General features: G+C 58.4%; 16 protein-coding genes. 4 read left to right on the forward strand and 12 right to left on the reverse strand.

Features of this window, described 5'->3' with window-relative positions:
* Window positions 1–397 precede the first annotated feature (397 nt).
* A complete protein-coding gene (locus ACQ4N7_RS16680; protein ID WP_430712629.1) occupies window positions 398–1,417 on the forward strand; it encodes a glycosyltransferase family 2 protein in 1,020 nt (339 codons plus the stop codon).
* 37 nt (window positions 1,418–1,454) lie between these two features.
* Here the strand turns inward: ACQ4N7_RS16680 and ACQ4N7_RS16685 are convergent, their stop codons facing one another.
* From ACQ4N7_RS16685 to ACQ4N7_RS16715, 7 genes are all read right to left on the reverse strand, one after another.
* Window positions 1,455–2,150, reverse strand: a complete 696-nt coding sequence (locus ACQ4N7_RS16685; RefSeq protein ID WP_430712630.1) for a response regulator transcription factor — start codon at window positions 2,148–2,150, stop codon at window positions 1,455–1,457.
* Window positions 2,147–3,619 (reverse strand): sensor histidine kinase, encoded by a 1,473-nt coding sequence (locus ACQ4N7_RS16690; RefSeq protein WP_430712631.1) that lies wholly within the window; start codon window positions 3,617–3,619, stop codon window positions 2,147–2,149. The genes ACQ4N7_RS16685 and ACQ4N7_RS16690 overlap by 4 nt, the downstream gene beginning before the upstream one ends.
* A gap of 160 nt (window positions 3,620–3,779) precedes the next feature.
* The gene (locus ACQ4N7_RS16695) at window positions 3,780–4,913 is read right to left on the reverse strand and encodes a phosphotransferase family protein (RefSeq protein WP_430712632.1); all 1,134 of its coding nucleotides are present in this window, start codon (window positions 4,911–4,913) and stop codon (window positions 3,780–3,782) included.
* Window positions 4,914–4,927: 14 nt separating this feature from the next.
* Entirely contained in the window at window positions 4,928–6,763 is a 1,836-nt protein-coding gene (locus tag ACQ4N7_RS16700; RefSeq protein ID WP_430712633.1) for an ABC transporter ATP-binding protein, read from the reverse strand.
* Window positions 6,764–7,013: 250 nt separating this feature from the next.
* Window positions 7,014–8,207, reverse strand: a complete 1,194-nt coding sequence (locus ACQ4N7_RS16705) for a glycosyltransferase family 4 protein (protein ID WP_430712634.1) — start codon at window positions 8,205–8,207, stop codon at window positions 7,014–7,016.
* Window positions 8,208–8,210: 3 nt separating this feature from the next.
* Complete coding sequence (locus ACQ4N7_RS16710; protein WP_430712635.1) at window positions 8,211–9,467, reverse strand: glycosyltransferase; 1,257 nt, start codon at window positions 9,465–9,467, stop codon at window positions 8,211–8,213.
* A gap of 230 nt (window positions 9,468–9,697) precedes the next feature.
* Window positions 9,698–11,035 (reverse strand): glycosyltransferase family protein, encoded by a 1,338-nt coding sequence (locus ACQ4N7_RS16715; RefSeq protein WP_430712636.1) that lies wholly within the window; start codon window positions 11,033–11,035, stop codon window positions 9,698–9,700.
* Window positions 11,036–11,401: 366 nt separating this feature from the next.
* Between ACQ4N7_RS16715 and ACQ4N7_RS16720 the strand changes: the two genes are divergently transcribed.
* Window positions 11,402–12,139 carry an HAD family hydrolase gene (locus tag ACQ4N7_RS16720; protein ID WP_430712637.1) on the forward strand — a complete coding sequence of 246 codons (738 nt, stop codon included), beginning with the start codon at window positions 11,402–11,404 and terminating at the stop codon, window positions 12,137–12,139.
* A 73-nt stretch (window positions 12,140–12,212) separates the two neighbouring features.
* On the opposite strand, the gene mreD is transcribed toward ACQ4N7_RS16720, so the two are convergent.
* From mreD to ACQ4N7_RS16735, 3 genes are read right to left on the reverse strand one after another with little or no spacing between them, the layout of a single operon-like run.
* Window positions 12,213–12,785, reverse strand: a complete 573-nt coding sequence (gene mreD / locus ACQ4N7_RS16725; protein ID WP_430712638.1) for a rod shape-determining protein MreD — start codon at window positions 12,783–12,785, stop codon at window positions 12,213–12,215.
* Window positions 12,782–13,606 carry a rod shape-determining protein MreC gene (mreC, locus tag ACQ4N7_RS16730; protein ID WP_430712639.1) on the reverse strand — a complete coding sequence of 275 codons (825 nt, stop codon included), beginning with the start codon at window positions 13,604–13,606 and terminating at the stop codon, window positions 12,782–12,784. Before mreC ends, mreD begins: the two co-directional genes overlap by 4 nt.
* Before the next feature lie 33 nt (window positions 13,607–13,639).
* Window positions 13,640–14,674: a rod shape-determining protein gene (locus ACQ4N7_RS16735; RefSeq protein ID WP_072016034.1), complete on the reverse strand. Its 1,035-nt coding sequence runs from the start codon at window positions 14,672–14,674 to the stop codon at window positions 13,640–13,642.
* A 335-nt stretch (window positions 14,675–15,009) separates the two neighbouring features.
* Between ACQ4N7_RS16735 and ACQ4N7_RS16740 the strand changes: the two genes are divergently transcribed.
* Window positions 15,010–15,369 (forward strand): single-stranded DNA-binding protein, encoded by a 360-nt coding sequence (locus ACQ4N7_RS16740; RefSeq protein WP_194053695.1) that lies wholly within the window; start codon window positions 15,010–15,012, stop codon window positions 15,367–15,369.
* Window positions 15,370–15,420: 51 nt separating this feature from the next.
* Here the strand turns inward: ACQ4N7_RS16740 and ACQ4N7_RS16745 are convergent, their stop codons facing one another.
* Together ACQ4N7_RS16745 and mscL are read right to left on the reverse strand one after the other, a co-directional pair.
* Entirely contained in the window at window positions 15,421–15,627 is a 207-nt protein-coding gene (locus ACQ4N7_RS16745) for a DUF2949 domain-containing protein (RefSeq protein ID WP_430712640.1), read from the reverse strand.
* Between the two features lie 111 nt (window positions 15,628–15,738).
* Window positions 15,739–16,167: a large conductance mechanosensitive channel protein MscL gene (mscL, locus tag ACQ4N7_RS16750; protein ID WP_430712641.1), complete on the reverse strand. Its 429-nt coding sequence runs from the start codon at window positions 16,165–16,167 to the stop codon at window positions 15,739–15,741.
* Between the two features lie 205 nt (window positions 16,168–16,372).
* Here mscL and ACQ4N7_RS16755 point away from each other — a divergent pair, with 205 nt between their 5' ends.
* Window positions 16,373–16,759: a cyclic nucleotide-binding domain-containing protein gene (locus ACQ4N7_RS16755; RefSeq protein WP_430712642.1), complete on the forward strand. Its 387-nt coding sequence runs from the start codon at window positions 16,373–16,375 to the stop codon at window positions 16,757–16,759.
* Window positions 16,760–17,021: the final 262 nt, after the last annotated feature.

The raw sequence follows: 17,021 nt of genomic DNA on the forward strand, positions 1-17,021 counted from the left end.
ACTGTGAAGCGGGCATGACCATTTTTTTTGTTTAGTTTTGATTCAAGCAATGCAGGTAACATAAGCTGACGCTTGAATTTGGGCTTCTTGGGGAAAATGCTCAGCTTGCCTCGCTTAGCTATCGGTCTAGATCTAATTAAAATCATCTAGTTTAACGGCGTTAGGAGGTTGATGAATCACAGCAGGAAAACATATTCAAAAGCAGGATGGACCTATCTTGAGGAGGACTTTTGATTTTTAATGCGCTACTTTCTAGGTGTCACAGATAGAACTCAGCTTCGTCCTCAAGCATAATCATTGATGAAGTCTTGATGAACTCCTGAAGCCACTTTCAAACTCTAGGCCTCAAGCCTGTATTTTCAAGTTGAGCTATAGTCCCTAATTCTCTTTTTTTAGCATGCATCAGATTGGCGTTGTGACTATTGGCCGCAATGAGGGAGAGCGCCTAATTCGCTGTCTCACATCTCTACAGGCCAGTGTGCCCGCTGGTAGCCCCATTGTCTATGTAGATTCTGGCTCTACCGATGGCAGCGTTGCCAGGGCACGGGCAATGGGAATTAGCGTTGTTGAACTCGATATGACTGTGCCCTTTACCATGGCTCGAGGGCGCAACACCGGGTTTCAGTACTTAGTCGATAATTTTCCCGATCTGACCTACGTGCAGTTTGTGGACGGTGACTGCGAGCTACTGCCCAGCTGGATCGATCGAGCTGTTGCGGCGTTGGGTCAAGCAGACGACCTGGCCATCGTCTGTGGACGGCGGCGCGAACGGTTTCCTGAGGCGTCTCCCTACAATCGTTTGGCTGATATGGAGTGGAATACGCCTGTAGGGGAGGCTAAAGCCTGCGGAGGCGATATGCTGGCCCGGGTTGAGGCCATCAAAGCCGTGGGCGGCTATAACCCCAAAATGATCTGTGGGGAAGAGCCAGAGATGTGTATTCGACTGCGTCAAAAGGGATGGCGAATACAGCGCATCGATGCCGATATGACCCTGCACGATGCAGCTATGACTCGCTTTGGGCAGTGGTGGAAGCGATCGATTCGAGGGGGATGGGCGGTTGCAGAAGGTAAAGCCATGTATGGCGACTCTGCCGAGGTATACATGGTGAAAGAAGATAAAAGCGGCTGGCTTTGGGGAGCGATTATACCTGCGGTGGCGGTGGCGTTAGCCTGGCCTAGCCGGGGGGTAAGCCTGGTGCTGCTGCTGGGCTATTTAGTCTTAGGATGGCGGATCTACAAGTATCGCCGAGGGCAGGGCGACTTGCCGGGGCACGCGCGTATTTATGCTTTCTTCTGTACGCTTTCTAAATTTCCCCAGGCGCTTGGGCAGGGCCGATATTGGCTAAATCGCTGGCGCAACAAGCCTGCTACGCTGATCGAATATAAATCAGCTCCGATGGTTAGCCCAGAGCCTTAGTTCCCAGACAATCGTTAGGCTGCATCGGCTGGTATAACTAGCTAGCGGCGACGTTGATTGCCTCTGTCAGCACCATGCGGTAACCCATGCCGCGCACGGTTTCGATGCAGTCGCTGCCCAACTTTTTGCGCAGGTAGCCCACGTAGACATCGACAATGTTTGAGCCTGGGTCGTAGCCGTAGCCCCAGGCTAAGTCGAGCAGCTGCTCGCGGCTGAGCACCTGCCCGGCGTGGCGCATAAACGTTTCGGTGAGAATAAACTCGCGCGCTGACAGTTCGACCACTTGGCCGCTTGCCTGTACCTGTCGGGTCATTAGGTCGAGCACTACAGACCCAACGGTGAGCGTGGTTTTGGCCAATTCGGAGCTGGTTTGCAGCGATCGCAGCCGGGCGCGAATGCGGGCCAGCAGTTCTTCAAAGCGAAAGGGCTTGGTGACGTAGTCGTCGGCCCCAGCCTCTAGCCCGGTTACCTTGTCGTGAAGGTCGTCGCGGGCGGTGAGCAAAATGATCGGTTTGGCGAAGCCCTGGCCGCGCAGGGCTTCTAGCACCGTCATGCCGTCGCGATCGGGCAGCCCCAGGTCAAGAATTAGCAGGTCAAACTTGCCCCCTAGGGCCAGAGCAATGCCGCCCTCGCCATCTTCGGTGTGGGTGGTGATAAAGCCGTGAGCTTGAAGTCCTTTTTCTAAAAAGGAGGCAATGCGGGGTTCGTCTTCAACGATCAGAATGCGACTCATGGATAGAGCTCCTGGAGCGGTTTGAGGGGTAGAACCAAGGTAAACGTCGCGCCACAGTTGGGCTGGCTGGTGAGCTGAATGATACCGCCGTGGGCCTGCACGATAGCTTGCACAATGGCTAGCCCCAGGCCCGAACCTTCGGAGCGACCGTAGCGACTCTTGCCGCGCACAAAGCGCTGAAAGATACGGGTTTGATCGGCTGGCTCAATGCCTTCGCCGGTATCGCGGACCCAAAGGTGAATTTGATCGTGGTGACGACTGGACCCCAGCGCGATGGTGTCACCTGGGCGGGTGTGCTGGGTTGCATTGTGGGCCAGATTGACGATCGCCTCGGTCAGGCGCTGGCGATCGCCGATCAGCTGCCCAGCGGCGATCGCCTCTAGCTGCCAGCCGCGATCGCCCAGGGCGGTGATTTTGGCGTACAGCTCTTCGGTAAACGCCGTCAGGTCAATTGGTTCAGGAAACAAAAAGTCGGGGCGTTCGGCCTTGGCTAACAGCATCAGCTCGTCGATGAAGCGGCTCATGCGGTCGAGCTCGTCGATGACGATATCGAGGGTTTCTTGCTGCTCTTGGGGGGTAGTGCCCATCAGTTCTAAATGGCCGCGCACAATGGTGATCGGGGTGCGCAGCTCGTGGCCAACATCGTTGAGCAACTGCCGCTGACTGTTAAAGGTGGCCTCGATGCGATCGAGCATGTCGTTAAACGTGCGGGTCAGCTCGGCAATATCGCCTGTGGCCCCTTCTAAGGGGATGCGCTCGGTCAGATTTGACTCGGTGATCAGGCGAGCGGTTTGGCTCAGCAGCCGCAGCGGGGCCAGCACCCGGCCCGCCGCAAACCAGGCCAGGGCAGATGCGATCGCCAGCACCACCAGCGACACCTGGGCAATAATCAGCACCAGCTCGTTGACCTCGGCGCGATCGCGGCTGACCATATGGGCTACGACAAACACGCCCCTTACCTGCCCTGCCGCCATGATTGGCTCAGCCAGGTAGAGCACGGTGCCAGAGACGGTAGCTTCGCCGTCCTGCCTGGGTTGTGTTAACGTTTCCCACTCCCGCATCAAAACGCTATCGGGCCGCAGCGCCATGGGTAAAGCCAGCGAACTGGCCTTATAAAACTTACCGTCGACAATGGCCAGCAGGTACTCGTTGTCTTCGGGAATATTGCGCGACAGAAACACGTCAAAAATCGCGTCAATATCGTTGCCAAAGGGCTGGCCGGTTTCAGGATTTCTGCCGTTGTGCAGCTGCCGAAATTCTTCTACTTCCTGGTACAGCGACTGCCCAACCCGCTCGTCTAGGCGAGTCAACAAAATTTGCCGCACCGTCAGCACCGACGCCACACTCGAAAGCGATATGAGCAGCAGGTACCAAATCAAAATTCGGCTGCGTGCTTCGCCCAGCATCTGTCGCCAACCGCTCAGCGGCGGCAGGGACGAAGTCAGCTTGGATGGAGCAAGAGGTGCCAAAGGGATAACAACAGGGACAATTGAGCTGGTACAGCGCGGCGGGCAAAGCCTGCTGAGCCAGACAAAAAAGCAGATATCTAAATAATTGTGAAGGGTTTTGGCCCTAAAAGTTCCTTGGGTCGGTGCGAACGTGCTGATGATTGAGCTTGAGCCCTGAGCGTTATGCCCCGTTTAAGGTCTTATCTAGGCGGTTTTCGCACAGGCACAAGAGCTGTTCGGTGAAGGGGCGGCGGCTGGGAATGCGGGTGCTGATGTGAAGATGCCGCACCAGGGTCAGCACAGTGTACAGCTCTATTTCTTGTTTCAGGGCGTTAATCGCTTCGGAGTCCTGTCCAGGTCTGCAAGTCAGGTTGAGATAGGCCATTTTGAGCCTGGTTTCGCGATCGCTCAAGGCTCCAACATCGCCCCTTTCTCGCAGGCTTTGCTCGGTAATGTGGGCGATAAAGTTGCCGACGTCTACCGCTGGCGATCCCTGGCAGCAGAGGTCGAGGTCGACCAGCCAAAGGCGTTGTCCGTCCGGGTTTTCAGCGTCGACGAGGATTTGATCGGCGTAGAAGTCGCGGTGGATGGTGGTTTGGGGAGTGGATGGGTAGCGGTCCCTGAGCGAAGTCGTTTGTCCTTTGGACAGGCTTTGCCAACGCGCTAGCGTCTCCCATAGGGAGAAAGGGGGTAGGTGGGTGAGGAGATGAGGAGGTAAGGGGGTGAGGGGGTAGATGGAGTTAGCTAGGGTGTGGCAGGCGGCGAGAATGTCGTGGATGCGGGTAGCCCAGTGGGGATGCTGCTCGACTACCAGGGGGAGGCGATCGCGCAGAATGCTCAGCTCGTTGGCCAGGTTGTGGGTTTTGGCGGTAGAAACTGGAGTGCGGTGGAGCTTGTGGGCGAGTTCAGCAATCCGCTGGGCCAGGCGAATTCCGGCTGGCGTAGGCAGCAGTTGGGTGGCGGGGGTGCCGGGCACTTTGCGCTGGAGCACCATGTGCCAGTCGGGCAGCAGCCCTAGGGGTTGGGGGACACAGAGGCAATCGCGGCTGTGGGCATCCCATCCGGTGTTCCACAGATCCTGCTGGATCTGGTAGCTGGCGCGATCGGTACCCTTGGCGCGAATCTTGCCCAGCAATGTTGTAGGCCCCGTAGCCGTGTCGAGATGGTACTCAATCAGGGCGCGGCGACCAGCCCTGTGCCGCATCAGCGTAGCCCTGGTGACCCGGTGAAGTTTGGGTACGACCGCTTGCAGCTGAATCTGAGCCTTCTCTGGGTCGAGGGCGTTTTCCAAAAATGGGATTTTAGGATCCAGCACCGTTTCCTCCTCTGCTACACCGCCCCCACAGATGTCTCCTCGCGCAGGGCCGACTGCATGCGAAAGAGAGTGGCGTAGGGGCCGTTTTGAGCCAGCAGCTCGCTGTGGGTGCCCTGCTCAACCACTCGCCCCTGCTCCAGATAGAGAATGTGATCTACGGGGGAAACCAGCGATAGATTGTGGGTGATTAAGAACGTGGTGCGGCCCTGGGTCAGCTGTCTGAGTGCGGCGACTACAGCCTGTTCGCTGGCGCGATCGAGCCCAGTCGTGGGTTCATCCAAAATTAAAATTGGGGTCTGGCGAATGGCGGCACGAGCGATCGCGATTCTTTGCCGCTGCCCGCCCGAAAGGGTTGCCCCCCGCTCGCCCACCAAAGTGTCGTAGCCCTGGGGCAGGGCGGTGATAAAGTCGTGGGCAGAGGCCAGGCGGGCGGCAGCTTCAATGTCAGCCTGGCTGACTCCGGCTACACCGTAGGCGATGTTTTCGCGAATGCTGGCGGCAAACAGCAGGCTCTCCTGCAGCACCACGCTAATTTGGGGCCGCAGGCTGTCGAGGGTAAAATCGCGAATATCTTGCCCGTCAATCCGGACGCTGCCAGCGGCGGGGTCGTAGAGGCGCAGCAGCAGACTCATCAGGGTAGATTTGCCGCTGCCAGAGGGGCCGACGATGGTCACCTGCTGCCCCGGCTGTACCGAGAGATTCAGCCCTTTGAGCACGGGGTGCCCTGGTGCGTAGGCAAACCACAGATTGTCCAGGCGCACGGCTCCGGCAAGGATGGGGGCTGGGCGGGCGTGAGGGCGATCGCGCACCTCAGGCCGTGTCTCCATCACGTTCAGAATGCGCTCTCCTGAGGCGGCGGCCTTGGCCAGTCGGCCCGTGTACTTGGCAAAGTTCTGCACGGGCTTAAACGCATTTTTGAGATAGCTCAAAAACACCAGCACATCCCCCGGCGTGAGGGCATCTTGAATGACCAGCCGGGACCCAAACCACAGCACTAGGGCCGTGCCCAACGCAATCACCACGTCCACAGTACGCTCCAGATGGGCGGCCAGGCGCTTGGTTTCGACCACATCATTGAGGCTGCGCTGGTTTTGTCGGGCAAAGGTGTCGGCAAAGGCAGTCTCCAGCGATAGCGCCTGCACCAGCTTAATGGCTGCCAGCGACTCGGCTGCCGTAGCCGCCACTGCCCCCTCCCGCTGGCGCTGCTGTAGCGAGGCACTGCGAATGCGTTTGCTAAAGCGAGCCGCCGCCAGCCCAAACAGCGGAAATGTCACTGTAGACAACAGGGCCAGCCGCCAGTCTAGCCAGACCATGACGACAACCATACCCACCAGGGTAAGCAGACTCGACACCAGGGGTAGCGCGGCGGTAATTAGCACCTCCTGCAGGCGGCTGGCATCGCCGCTGACCCGCACAATCAGGTCGCCGCTGCGAGCCTGGGTGTGGTAACCCAGGGAAAGCCTTTGCAGATGGCGGTAGAGCTGGTTGCGCACCTGAGTCATGACGCGGCTGCTGGCGATCGCTAGACTCACCGTATTCCAATACGTTGCTAGCGCCCGCAGCCCCGTTAGCGCTACGATCGCCACCACCGCCCCCGTCAGCAGCAGCGCCGGATCCCACGCGCTCAGGGGTGCCAGTCGGACGGAGGTATCACCCCGCGCCGGCACCAGCACGTAGTCAAAGATCACCTTCATCGGCCAGGGTTCCAGCACCCGCAGACCCACATCGGCCAGCAGCGCCAGCCCCGAAACCGTCAGCAGCGGCCACTGGGTCCGAATGAGCGGCCAAAAATAGCGGCCAAACTGCCAAAGGCCCGGTACCGCTTGGGTTAATGAGGAAGATCGATCCATAGGGTCAGCAACGAATTGGTTCAGGGGTACGTCTCGAAAATGCCTGATCTGGTGGTGGGCAGTGCCCACCCTACAGTAAAGAGCTGCAACTGCAGAGCCGAGTGCCGCCCCCAGATCCATTGGCAGAACAGGGGTTTAAACCGATGATCAGCTAGTCCTTTCCGTGAGGTCAAGGACGACGGAACGTCCTTGTCGATGGGGTCTGGGGCCAGCGAAATGGCCCCAGCGGTAACTCTGGCTTTCCAACCAATCAGAGCCGGTGCATCGCTGCGCGGATGCACCCTACGGGTTCGGACCGAGCGATCGCCAGAATTTGCTCAGCCACCCCATCCCAGGTGTGGCGAGCCAAAACCTGCCGCCGGGCCGATCGCCCCAACGAACGGCGCAAGTCGGGCGATCGCCAGAGCCGCTCTAGCGCGATCGACAGGGCATTCTCATCGCCAGGCGGGCAAAGCAAGCCAGTTACGCCATGCACCACCAGGTGCCGCAGCTGGCCGATATCGCTTACCACCACCGGCAGCCCCGCCGCCATGTACTCCACCACCTTGAGCGGTGAAAAATAAAAGTCAGGGCTGGCCGGGTAGGGGGCCACCGCCACATCCATCTGAGCCAGCAGCTCAGGAATGCGATCGGCGAGCACGGCCCCCGTGCAGCGAGCGACCGACTGTAGCCGCCGCTCAACCAGCTGTACCTCCAGGCGATCGCGCTCTGGCCCATCACCGACAATTAGCAGTCGCGCTTGGGGCACCCGCTGATAGAGCTGATCAAAAGCGTTGACCAGGTGAGCCAGCCCGTGCCAGGGTTTCAGCGACCCCACAAACCCTACGGTAAAGGTAGACGATCGCGATTCTGTTGCCGATTGCGAAAATGGCACCTCAGCAAAGCGATGGTGGTTCACGCCGTTGGGAATCACCCGCACGCGATCGCCATCCACCCAGCCGGTTACATACTGCTTGACCTGTTCAGAAACGGCGATGATGGCCGTCGCGCTTTGAAACGCTCGCTCGGCCACCCGCCTGGCCGCCTGGTGCTGGATCAGGCCGCGATGCCGTGCCTGTTCTTCAATCAGGGGAGCATTGACCTCCAGCAGCGCCGTAATGCCCTGTGACTGAGCAAATTCCATTGCGCTATGGCTCCATAGAGAGTAGCGCTCGTAGACGGCATCAAAGGGATCGGCCTGTTCTAGAGCAGCGCGCAGGGGATAGTTGTTGCCGAGGGCAGCGGTTTCTCGCCGGGCCAGATCGCCCTTGGGCACCGGGGGCAGGGCATGTAGCGGCACATCGGCCAGATCTGCCGGCGGATCGCCGCCCCAGCGCACGGCAAACAGCTCTACCGTGGCCCCCTGATGGTGCAGGGCGCGAATCACCTCCTGCACATGGATGGAGCATCCCTTCTGACCAAATACCGGGATGCCTGGATCGGCGCAAACGTAGGCAATGCGCATGGTTCACATCTCCTGAAGCTGGGGCTGAAGCTGGGGTGCAGGGCAAAAGTGCGTTCGCAGGACAGCCGCATTGTGGGCGATATCAAACTCGGCTTCAATCAGCGATCGCGCCCTGGCCGCCAGTTCTGTCCCAAGTTCGTCCTCGTTCAGCAGTCGCTGCAGCGCCGTAGCCAGGCCGTCGCTATCCCCCTGGTCTACTAGCAACCCGGTTGCACCATCGCGAATAATTTCCGGGATGCCGGTTACATCGGTGGCCACACAGGGGGTGCCCAGGGCCATCGCCTCCAGCAGCGCCGTGGGCAGCCCGTCGCGGTTGCCGTCGCTGCCAACCACGTAGGGGGCGACAAAGACAGAGGCCTGCTGCATCAGGGCAAATACCTCGTGCTGGGGGCGGGGGCCTAAAATCTCCACCCAATCATCCAGGTGCAAGGCCTGAATCTGCGATCGCAGCTTTTCCTCCAGCGGCCCCGTACCAACCAGTTGGCAGGTAAACTCGACCCCGCGCTGGCGCAGGCGATCGCAGGCCTCAATCAGGTAGGTAAGCCCTTTCTTCTCCACCAGGCGGCACACCGAGAGAATAGTGGGCGATCGCCCCGCCGTCGGCTGGTAGCGCAATGCTGCCAAATCCATGCCGTTGTAGATGCGCTGCACCCGACTGGCATCGGCCCCAAACCGCTGGCGCAGGTAGGCCAAGTTGTAGTCGCTCACGGTAACGACCGAAGCCGCATCCCGCAGTTTGCGGCGCAGATCTTCAGGATCTACCGACTCGTGAAAAATATCTTTGGCGTGGGCGGTAAAGCTGTAGGGCACGGCGGCGAAGTGGGCTGCCAACCGCGCCACGCTGGTGGCCACGCTGCCAAAATGGGCGTGCAGGTGAGTAATGCTCCGCAGCCGCACCTCCTGGGCCAGCCACGCCGCCTGGTAGACCACGCTAGAGCCCTCGTTGGCCGCGTAGCCTAGCTTCCCCCACAGGTCGGGGAATACCTGAGCCGCCTCCTTCAATTCTGACCAAAAGTAGGTGGCCGCGCTGGGGTTTGGGGTGTCAATCGATGGATTGCTGCGTCCCTGACTTGGTTTGTGCAGGTAGGTCACTGGAGCCCGCACGCGCGAAATCTTGTCTTGAAAGTGGGTATCCGACGGCGGGCGCAGGGCAAAGATATGCACCTCTACACCCGCCGCCTCGTGGGCCAGTATCTCGTTGACAATGAAGGTCTCTGAATAGCGAGGGTAGCGTTTGACGATGTAGGCAACGGGGGACATGGGGAGTGGATGGGTGAACGAGTGGATGGGTGATGGTCCCTGAGCGGAGTCGTTTGTCCTTTGGACAGGCTTTGCCAACGCGCTAGCGTCTCCCATAGGGAGAAAGGGGATGGGTGGGTGGGTTAACGATCAAGGGGATGAGGAGGGTGGGGAAGATGTAGACGGCTTCTCGTAGGGTCCTAGTGAGAGGTAGGGAGATGAGGGTAGGGGAAGAGGCTAGATTGCGGCTGTCAAGAGGCTTGAGAATTTGGCAGGGTGGCGATCGCAAGCAGCCTTTTGAGGTCGACTGCCAGGTTGTCTAGCCCGTTGAGGTTAACGCTGGCACCGCCAGCGGGACGAATGGGCCGGGGTTGATGAAGCCAGTGGGTTAGGGCCTGGGGGCTGAGGTGGCTGGGATGCAGCATGTCAATGAGGCTCTGTCGGCGCAGGCGATCGGCCCGAAGCCACTGTTCCTGGCGGGGGCTAATGCGGGGCACCACCAGCGCGGGCTTTTGGTAAGCCAGAATTTCGCAGGTAGTGTTGTAGCCCCCCATCGCCACTACCCGACTGGCTTGCTCCAGCAGTAGCGTTGGCTCGGCCAGGTATTCCACTAGAAGCACTTGGGGGTTGGCCTCGACCAGGGCGCGCAGTCGCTGCTGTGCCTCAGCGGGCATAAAGGGGCCGGTCAGCAAGACGCCCACCGCAGCGGACGGAAAGGTGGCCTGGGCAAAGGCTGCGGCCAGGGCAGAACCATCTTGACCACCGCCTACCTGACACAGCACCAGGTCGCGATTCTCCATTGGACAGGCTGCGCCAACGCTGGGTAGCCTCAGCTGTTGAATTTGGTCGCGGGCCGCCGCACTAGTCGGGCGGGTGCGCGGGTCGAGGTAGCCTAACGGACGCATCTTAGCGGCAATATCGGCGGGAAAGCGGTACTCGCGGCGGAGATCGTAGATCGCCGGGTCACCGTAGATCCATACGGTGTCGTAGTAGCGGCGAATGGCAGCCATATTCTCGGCCCGGTGCCAGTCGCGGCGCACGGTGGCGGGGGTATCGAGCACATCTCGCAGGCCCAAAACACAGCGGGTGGGCAGGTGACGGCGAATATACTCCAGCGTGGCATCTAGCTCTCGTACGGCACCACGCGGCACGTTGTCCACAATCAGCACGTCGGGCCGAAAATTTTTGATCGTGGCTAAGATCAGCTGCGATCGCAGCCTGACAATCTCCTGTAGCTCCAGATTTAGCCGCCGCGACCGGTACTGTCCATCGGCCAGCTTGGCCAGGGCGGGCAGGGTGAGGGTATCGATTCCGACCGCCGCAGGCATTGCGTTGGCTTCGCCCATGCCGCTAATTAGCAAAATATCGACATCTAGCCCAGCCCTACCCAGAGCCTGGGCAATCAGCAAATTGCGCCGCTTGTGGCCTAGTCCCATGGTGTCGTGGGAGTACAGCACAATCCGCGATCGCCCTCTTTGAGGCTGAGGCTTTAGCGGGCAATCGCCCACCGGAGGCTCGGCGATCGCTGGGGTACCCAATGCCGGCGTCAGAGCTGCGATCGACCTCTGGGTTCGGTGCGGTGAGCGCAAAATAGCCTCCTCAACAGATAAAGCAGGTATTCAACCGTAAACTTTGGCTTAATGATGTAAAAACGGCTCAAAAGTTCCAAAAACTTGCTTAATTGCCCTAAATTGCTTCTTTAAGCCTCCAAGAAGCTGAAAACCCTATCTTTAAGCATGGCCGAGCAATTTAAGTACTTGGTGAAGGCTCCATGAGACCCTTCTCATTAAACTGAACCTCAGCAGCCCAAGATTGTGCGGTAGTCATTTTGAAGTTGGGTTGCTAAAGTAAATAAGCTTTGAGCTTTGTAAAGAAAACATTAACAAAGCTTATCTGTGGCAATGTTCAGTGGTAACCAATTGGGCTGCCTTTAACGGTGGGGAGTTTCTGTAGCTATGTCTGCGATCACCATTTTTTGCGATTTCGACGGCCCAATCGCCGATGTTTCTGAGCGCTACTACGCCACCTACCGCCAGGGGCTAGCGTGGGTACAAAATCAGGCTCAGCTCCAAAACGATCAGGTCGCCATTCGCTATCTATCAAAATCCCAGTTTTGGACCTTTAAGCAAAACCGCGTTCCCGATCGCCAAATTGCCCACTGGTCGGGCTTGGATGGAGGCTATATCGATGCTTTTTTGGCCCAGGTTAGCCGCATTGTTAACCACGCGGCCCTGCTTGACCACGACCAGGTACAACCCCAGGCCCGGGCTGGGCTAGAACTGCTGCGCCAGTGTGGGGCACGGGTGGTGCTGGTTACCCTGCGCCCCCCTGAGCAGGTGATGCAGTTTTTGAACCAGCACAATCTACACTGGGCGATTAGTGACCTCTACGGTATGCCCAGGGTCGATGCCGCCTACAAAAACCAGGCCAGCCACAAGGTAGAACGACTCAGGGCCGCGATCGCCACCCAGCAGCGCCAGGGCTACGACCTGCGCCACTCCTGGATGATTGGCGACACTGAGGCCGACATCATGGCTGGGCAAACCCTCGGCATCGACACCGTTGCCGTCACCTGCGGCATTCGCAGCAGCAGCTACCTCCAGAGCTTTCGCCCCACCCACCTGCTGCCCGACCTCTGGACAGCCTGCCAAAAGATTCAGCAGCGAGCCACCTTAGCCGGACCGCGAGGTTAGCCAATTTCTGAAACTGTGCCCGATCGCTAGCTGAGCGGAGTCGAAGCCAGCGATTGAGTTTGATAAAAGGGTGCTAGGAGTCCGACGAGTACCGATCCCACCAGCGGTTCAGGGGATAGTACAGCGCTGGTGCCCAGAGGCTGCTCAAGATAGCTGAGCTAAGCGCGATCCGCTGGTGATAAAGCCAGATACTGCCTAGAGGCGGGTAGAGCGAGTCGACTGACACCAGCTGATTAAAACTAATTTGCAGCGCCAGTACTGTCTCTGCAATGACCGCCATTGCAAATACAATCAGCGCCACCGACACAATATCTTCTTGGAGGTAGCGCTGCTTTTGCAGGCGAGCCGTCAGCACGCCCACCACAATCAGGCTCAGGGTATGAGTGGGGTGAGGAGAGGTCATGGCGTCTTGCAGCAGGCCCAGCACTAGCCCGGCCACCGCCCCCTGCCACTGATTGCGTTTAATGCTCCAGGCAACTACCCAGATCAGCAGCCAGTGGGGCGCAACCCCCAGCAGCTCCATGCCCGGTATGCGGCTGGGCAGCAGCAGCAGGCACACCAGCACCGACGCTGCCGTTACCATGCTGTTGATAGCCCAGGGCTGTCGCCACAGCGGCAGGGATGAAACCCGTGCGCTCACGGTCATGGCCTGGCCTCGCCTGCGTTTTCGAGTATTGTGCCGTTTTCGGAGGTGGCACCCGGCAGCACAGGAGCGTCAACGGTTTCCTTAGCCTCAAAAGGATGCACCATGGCCCACTCTAGGATGGGCAGCGGCGATGACAGCTGAATGACAGCCTCGGGGGCCGGGCTTTTGGTCAGGTCGATCGACTCAATGCGCCCGATCGGAATGTCCTGGGGAAACAGGCGGCTGTAGGAGGAGGTAACGATTACATCGCCAGTTTTGACGTCCGGCAGTTTTTCAAAAAACTCGATGACCACCCGGTTGTTAGACTGCCCCCGCACCACCCCCATGGCTCGGCTACGGCTGACCTTGGCCCCCACTCGACTGGTGGGGTCGCTAATCAGCAGCACCCGAGAGGTACTGGGAGATACAGCAATCACTCGCCCAATCAGACCACCCGGCCCGGTTACCACGTGCCCTACCGCCACGCCCTGACGGCTACCGCGATTGAGCACAACCTGCTGCCACCAGTGGTCAGCGGCGCGGCCAATGACGGCGGCTCGCACGCCTTCTCGGACGGCGGCGGCTTCGTAGTCGGCCATAGTTTGCAGGGAGCGGTTTTGGTTCTCCAGCTCCACAATGCGCTGCTGCAGCTCAAGAATATAGCTGTTCTCAAACTGCTGTTCGCGGCTGAGGCCCGGCTGCAGAGGGCGCGTTAGCCAATTATAGGCTTCGTAAATGAGGGCACCATCGCTAGCCCGCAATAGCCAAGCTGAGGAAACGGCCAGGGTAACCATTCCCGCCTTGAGGGCATGACGTGTCCACCAGCGGCGTAAAGCAAACATAGGTTCTGGGTAGATGACGACTTTGGCGCGGCCTTACAGGCTCGATCGCCCGCTGAACACCCGCCCCATCTGGCTAAAGTTCTCTAGCACCCGTCCGGTGCCCAGTACAACACAGCTCAGGGGGTCGGCGGCGACGTGCACCAATATGCCGGTTTCGTGGCTAATCAACGTGTCTAGCCCCTTGAGCAGGGCACCACCCCCGGCCAGCATAATGCCGCGATCGATGATGTCAGCAGCCAGTTCGGGCGGTGTGCGCTCCAGGGTGCGTTTTACGGCTTCCACAATTACCGAGAGGGGCTCGGCCATGCTCTCGCGAATTTCGGCACTCTTGACGGTTACGGTGCGAGGCAGACCCGACAGCAGGTGTAGACCCCGTACATCCATGGCAATCTCGTTGTCGTCGGGGCTGGGGTAGGCCGAGCCGATGGTAATTTTGATCTCTTCGGCGGTGCGCTCACCCACAACCAAGTTGTGCACCTTTTTCATGTAGCTGGAGATGGCCTCACTGAGCTCGTCACCCGCTACCCGCACCGATTCACTCAGCACGGTGCCCTGTAAGCTCAAGACGGCAACTTCGGTGGTGCCGCCGCCGATGTCAACAATCATGTTGCCGGTCGGCTCAGCTACGGGTAGACCTGCCCCGATCGCAGCTGCAACCGGCTCATCAATTAAGTAGACGGTGCGAGCGCCTGCCTGCTGAGCGGCATCCATAACGGCGCGGCGCTCAACCCCGGTGACGCCGCTGGGGATACCAATCACGATGCGGGGCGACACTAGCGTGCGGCCTTCGTGCACCTGGCGAATAAAGTGTTTGAGCATCAGCTCGGCGGTATCAAAGTCGGCAATCACGCCGTCGCGCAGGGGACGCAGCGCCATGACGTTGCCGGGAGTACGACCCAGCATGCGCTTGGCCTCTTCTCCCACCGCCAAAGGTTTCTTTTCGACCTGGTCGATGGCGACTACAGAGGGTTCTTGCAGGACCACCCCTTTGCCAGAAACATATACGAGGGTATTGGCTGTACCCAGGTCAATACCCATGTCGCGAGAAAATCTGTCGAAGAGAGCCACAGGCAATCACGCCCCTAAACTAAGAAAAAACAATTGACCAACGCCAAAGCGCCACCCTGAAGACTAACGCTGATGTCGAAGTGGATTCTATTACGTTTCGTATCGATGCGTCCAGTCAGGAAATAAGTATCTGTTAGCGAAAAAATGGACCCTGGCAAAAAAACTCTGGTGCAGTGAGGCTTTGGGGACTTGAAACGGCAGCCCCTTCTCGAGGAACCAACGGCCTGATCCTAGACGTAGGGGATGCTAACTAAGTTCCTCAAGGCGGGGACATAGCGCTGACGGATAATTGAGGTTTCGCCTACAATGCGGGGACGTGCGTTAGGCAAGTAGCAATGACAGTTAACGTAGTAACCCTGGTAGGCCGGGTTGGCACTGACCCAGAGGTAAAGTATTTTGAGTCGGGCACGGTGGTGTGCAATTTGACGCTGGCCGTGCGGCGGCGCTCTAGCCGAGACGACAAGCCCGATTGGTTTAACCTGGAGCTGTGGGGCAAAAATGCTGAAGTAGCCGCCAACTACGTCCGCAAGGGCAGCCTGATTGGGATCAGCGGCTCTCTAAAACTCGATCACTGGCAGGACCGCTCTAGCGGTGCGGCCCGCTCTAAGCCAGTCGTGCGCGTCGATCGCCTCGATTTGCTAGGCTCTCGCCGCGACAATGAGTCAGCAATGACCTACAGCGATGACGAATTTTAGCCGCTCGCTTTTGGCGAGTTTTTCGCAGCTGCCCCAGCGGCATAGGCAGAATTACGGGGCAGCCGGACCAACCTCCTCTAGCCAGTCGAAGATTTGGCTGAGTTGTTCGGTGGTGACTAAGCCGTACTGCCACAGGGCCATAGGGAGCAGGTTGGTGGTCTGCCCCGCCTTGCGCAATCCCATCGCGATCGCCTCCGACGAGACGGCAAGCTCGGTCTGAAGAAACTCAATTAGCTGCTTCTGGCGTTGAGAGGGCATGGTGTGAGGGGCGGAGAGCCAATAGTTAGCGTTTACTATAGCGACTCTGACCAGGTTTTGCCTCCGCCCTGCGGTAATCTACGCCATTCGACTTATGCGACTTAAGGAAGACTATCTAGGACGGCTTTCCAGATAGTCGGTGAGGCGAATTAGGGTGTCGTTGAGCTTTTCCTCAATGGTGGGCTCGACCTCAGCGGCGGCCTCTTTTCGTTTGAAGCGCTCAAAGGTGCGGATGATGATGAAGAGCACCAGGGCAATAATTGCAAAGTCAATGACGGTGCCCAGGAAGCTGCCCAGGCGAATTCCTGGGCCGACGACGGCCTCACGCCAGTCAGTACCAGCTGATGACAGCAGGGGATTGATAATGGCGGGCATCAAAATGTCTTCCACTAGGGAACTAATGATGGCACCAAAGGCTCCGCCAATAATTACCGCTACGGCTAGATCGACTACATTCCCTTTCAGGGCAAAGGCCTTGAAGTCATCCCAAAAACTCTGGGCTCTTCCCCGAACGCGTCGTCCGCTAACGCCATTGGCCATAGGTTGATTCCTCATAGATAAATAGATCTATGCACAGGGGCACAGGCACACATTATTACAGCACCTATAAGGAATTTATAAGGACTGGGCCATATCCGTTGATGGCTCACCGAAGGCGCGATCGGAGCTTAAAGTAGCGTTAACCTACCCTTGGCTAGGAGGGCTATAAAATTGCGGCGACCTGCCTGAGCTGGAGTAAAAACCGATGCTGAAACCGATTCAAGTCGTCGAGCTGTTTATGACGACCCCCAACCATCAAAGCGTTGAGGCCGGGGAGACAATCTTCAAGATTGGCACCGTTGGCGAGTTTATGTATGGGGTGATTGAGGGCACGGTTGAGCTATGGGTTAACGATCGCGTGGTTGAAACCATCTCGGCAGGAGATGTGTTTGGGGAGGGAGCGCTGGTACAAATTCCCCATCTGCGCGCCTCGACAGCAGTGGCGAAAACCAACTGCCGCCTGGCACTGGTCGATGAGGCTCACTTTAAGTTCTTGGTGCAAGAGACGCCGATGTTTGCTCTGGAAGTCATTCGCAGTCTCTCAACTCGTCTGCGTAAGTTCAAAGCCGCTTGCGCGGCACCGCTTGAGTAGGGCGTTAGAGCAGACCTAGGGGCTGCTATCAGTTGATTGCTGATGACTTGAGAACTGACTCTCGCAGCCTCTAGCCTGTTTTTTGGGTCGGGCGTGGCCCTGCTGCTGGGATCAGCACTGTAGCTAAAATTGATGACACGCCCTAGGGCAGGATGGTTTACTTTGGCTTGGGGATAAAGGGCTGTATGTTTAGCCACCCTTTTTGTTGTCGTCGCCGTCCTATCCTAAACTGCACCTCAGGACGTTAGCGAATACGGTTTAG

The sequence above is a fragment of the Nodosilinea sp. AN01ver1 genome, assembly GCF_050565655.1.
GTDB lineage: Bacteria > Cyanobacteriota > Cyanobacteriia > Phormidesmidales > Phormidesmidaceae > Nodosilinea.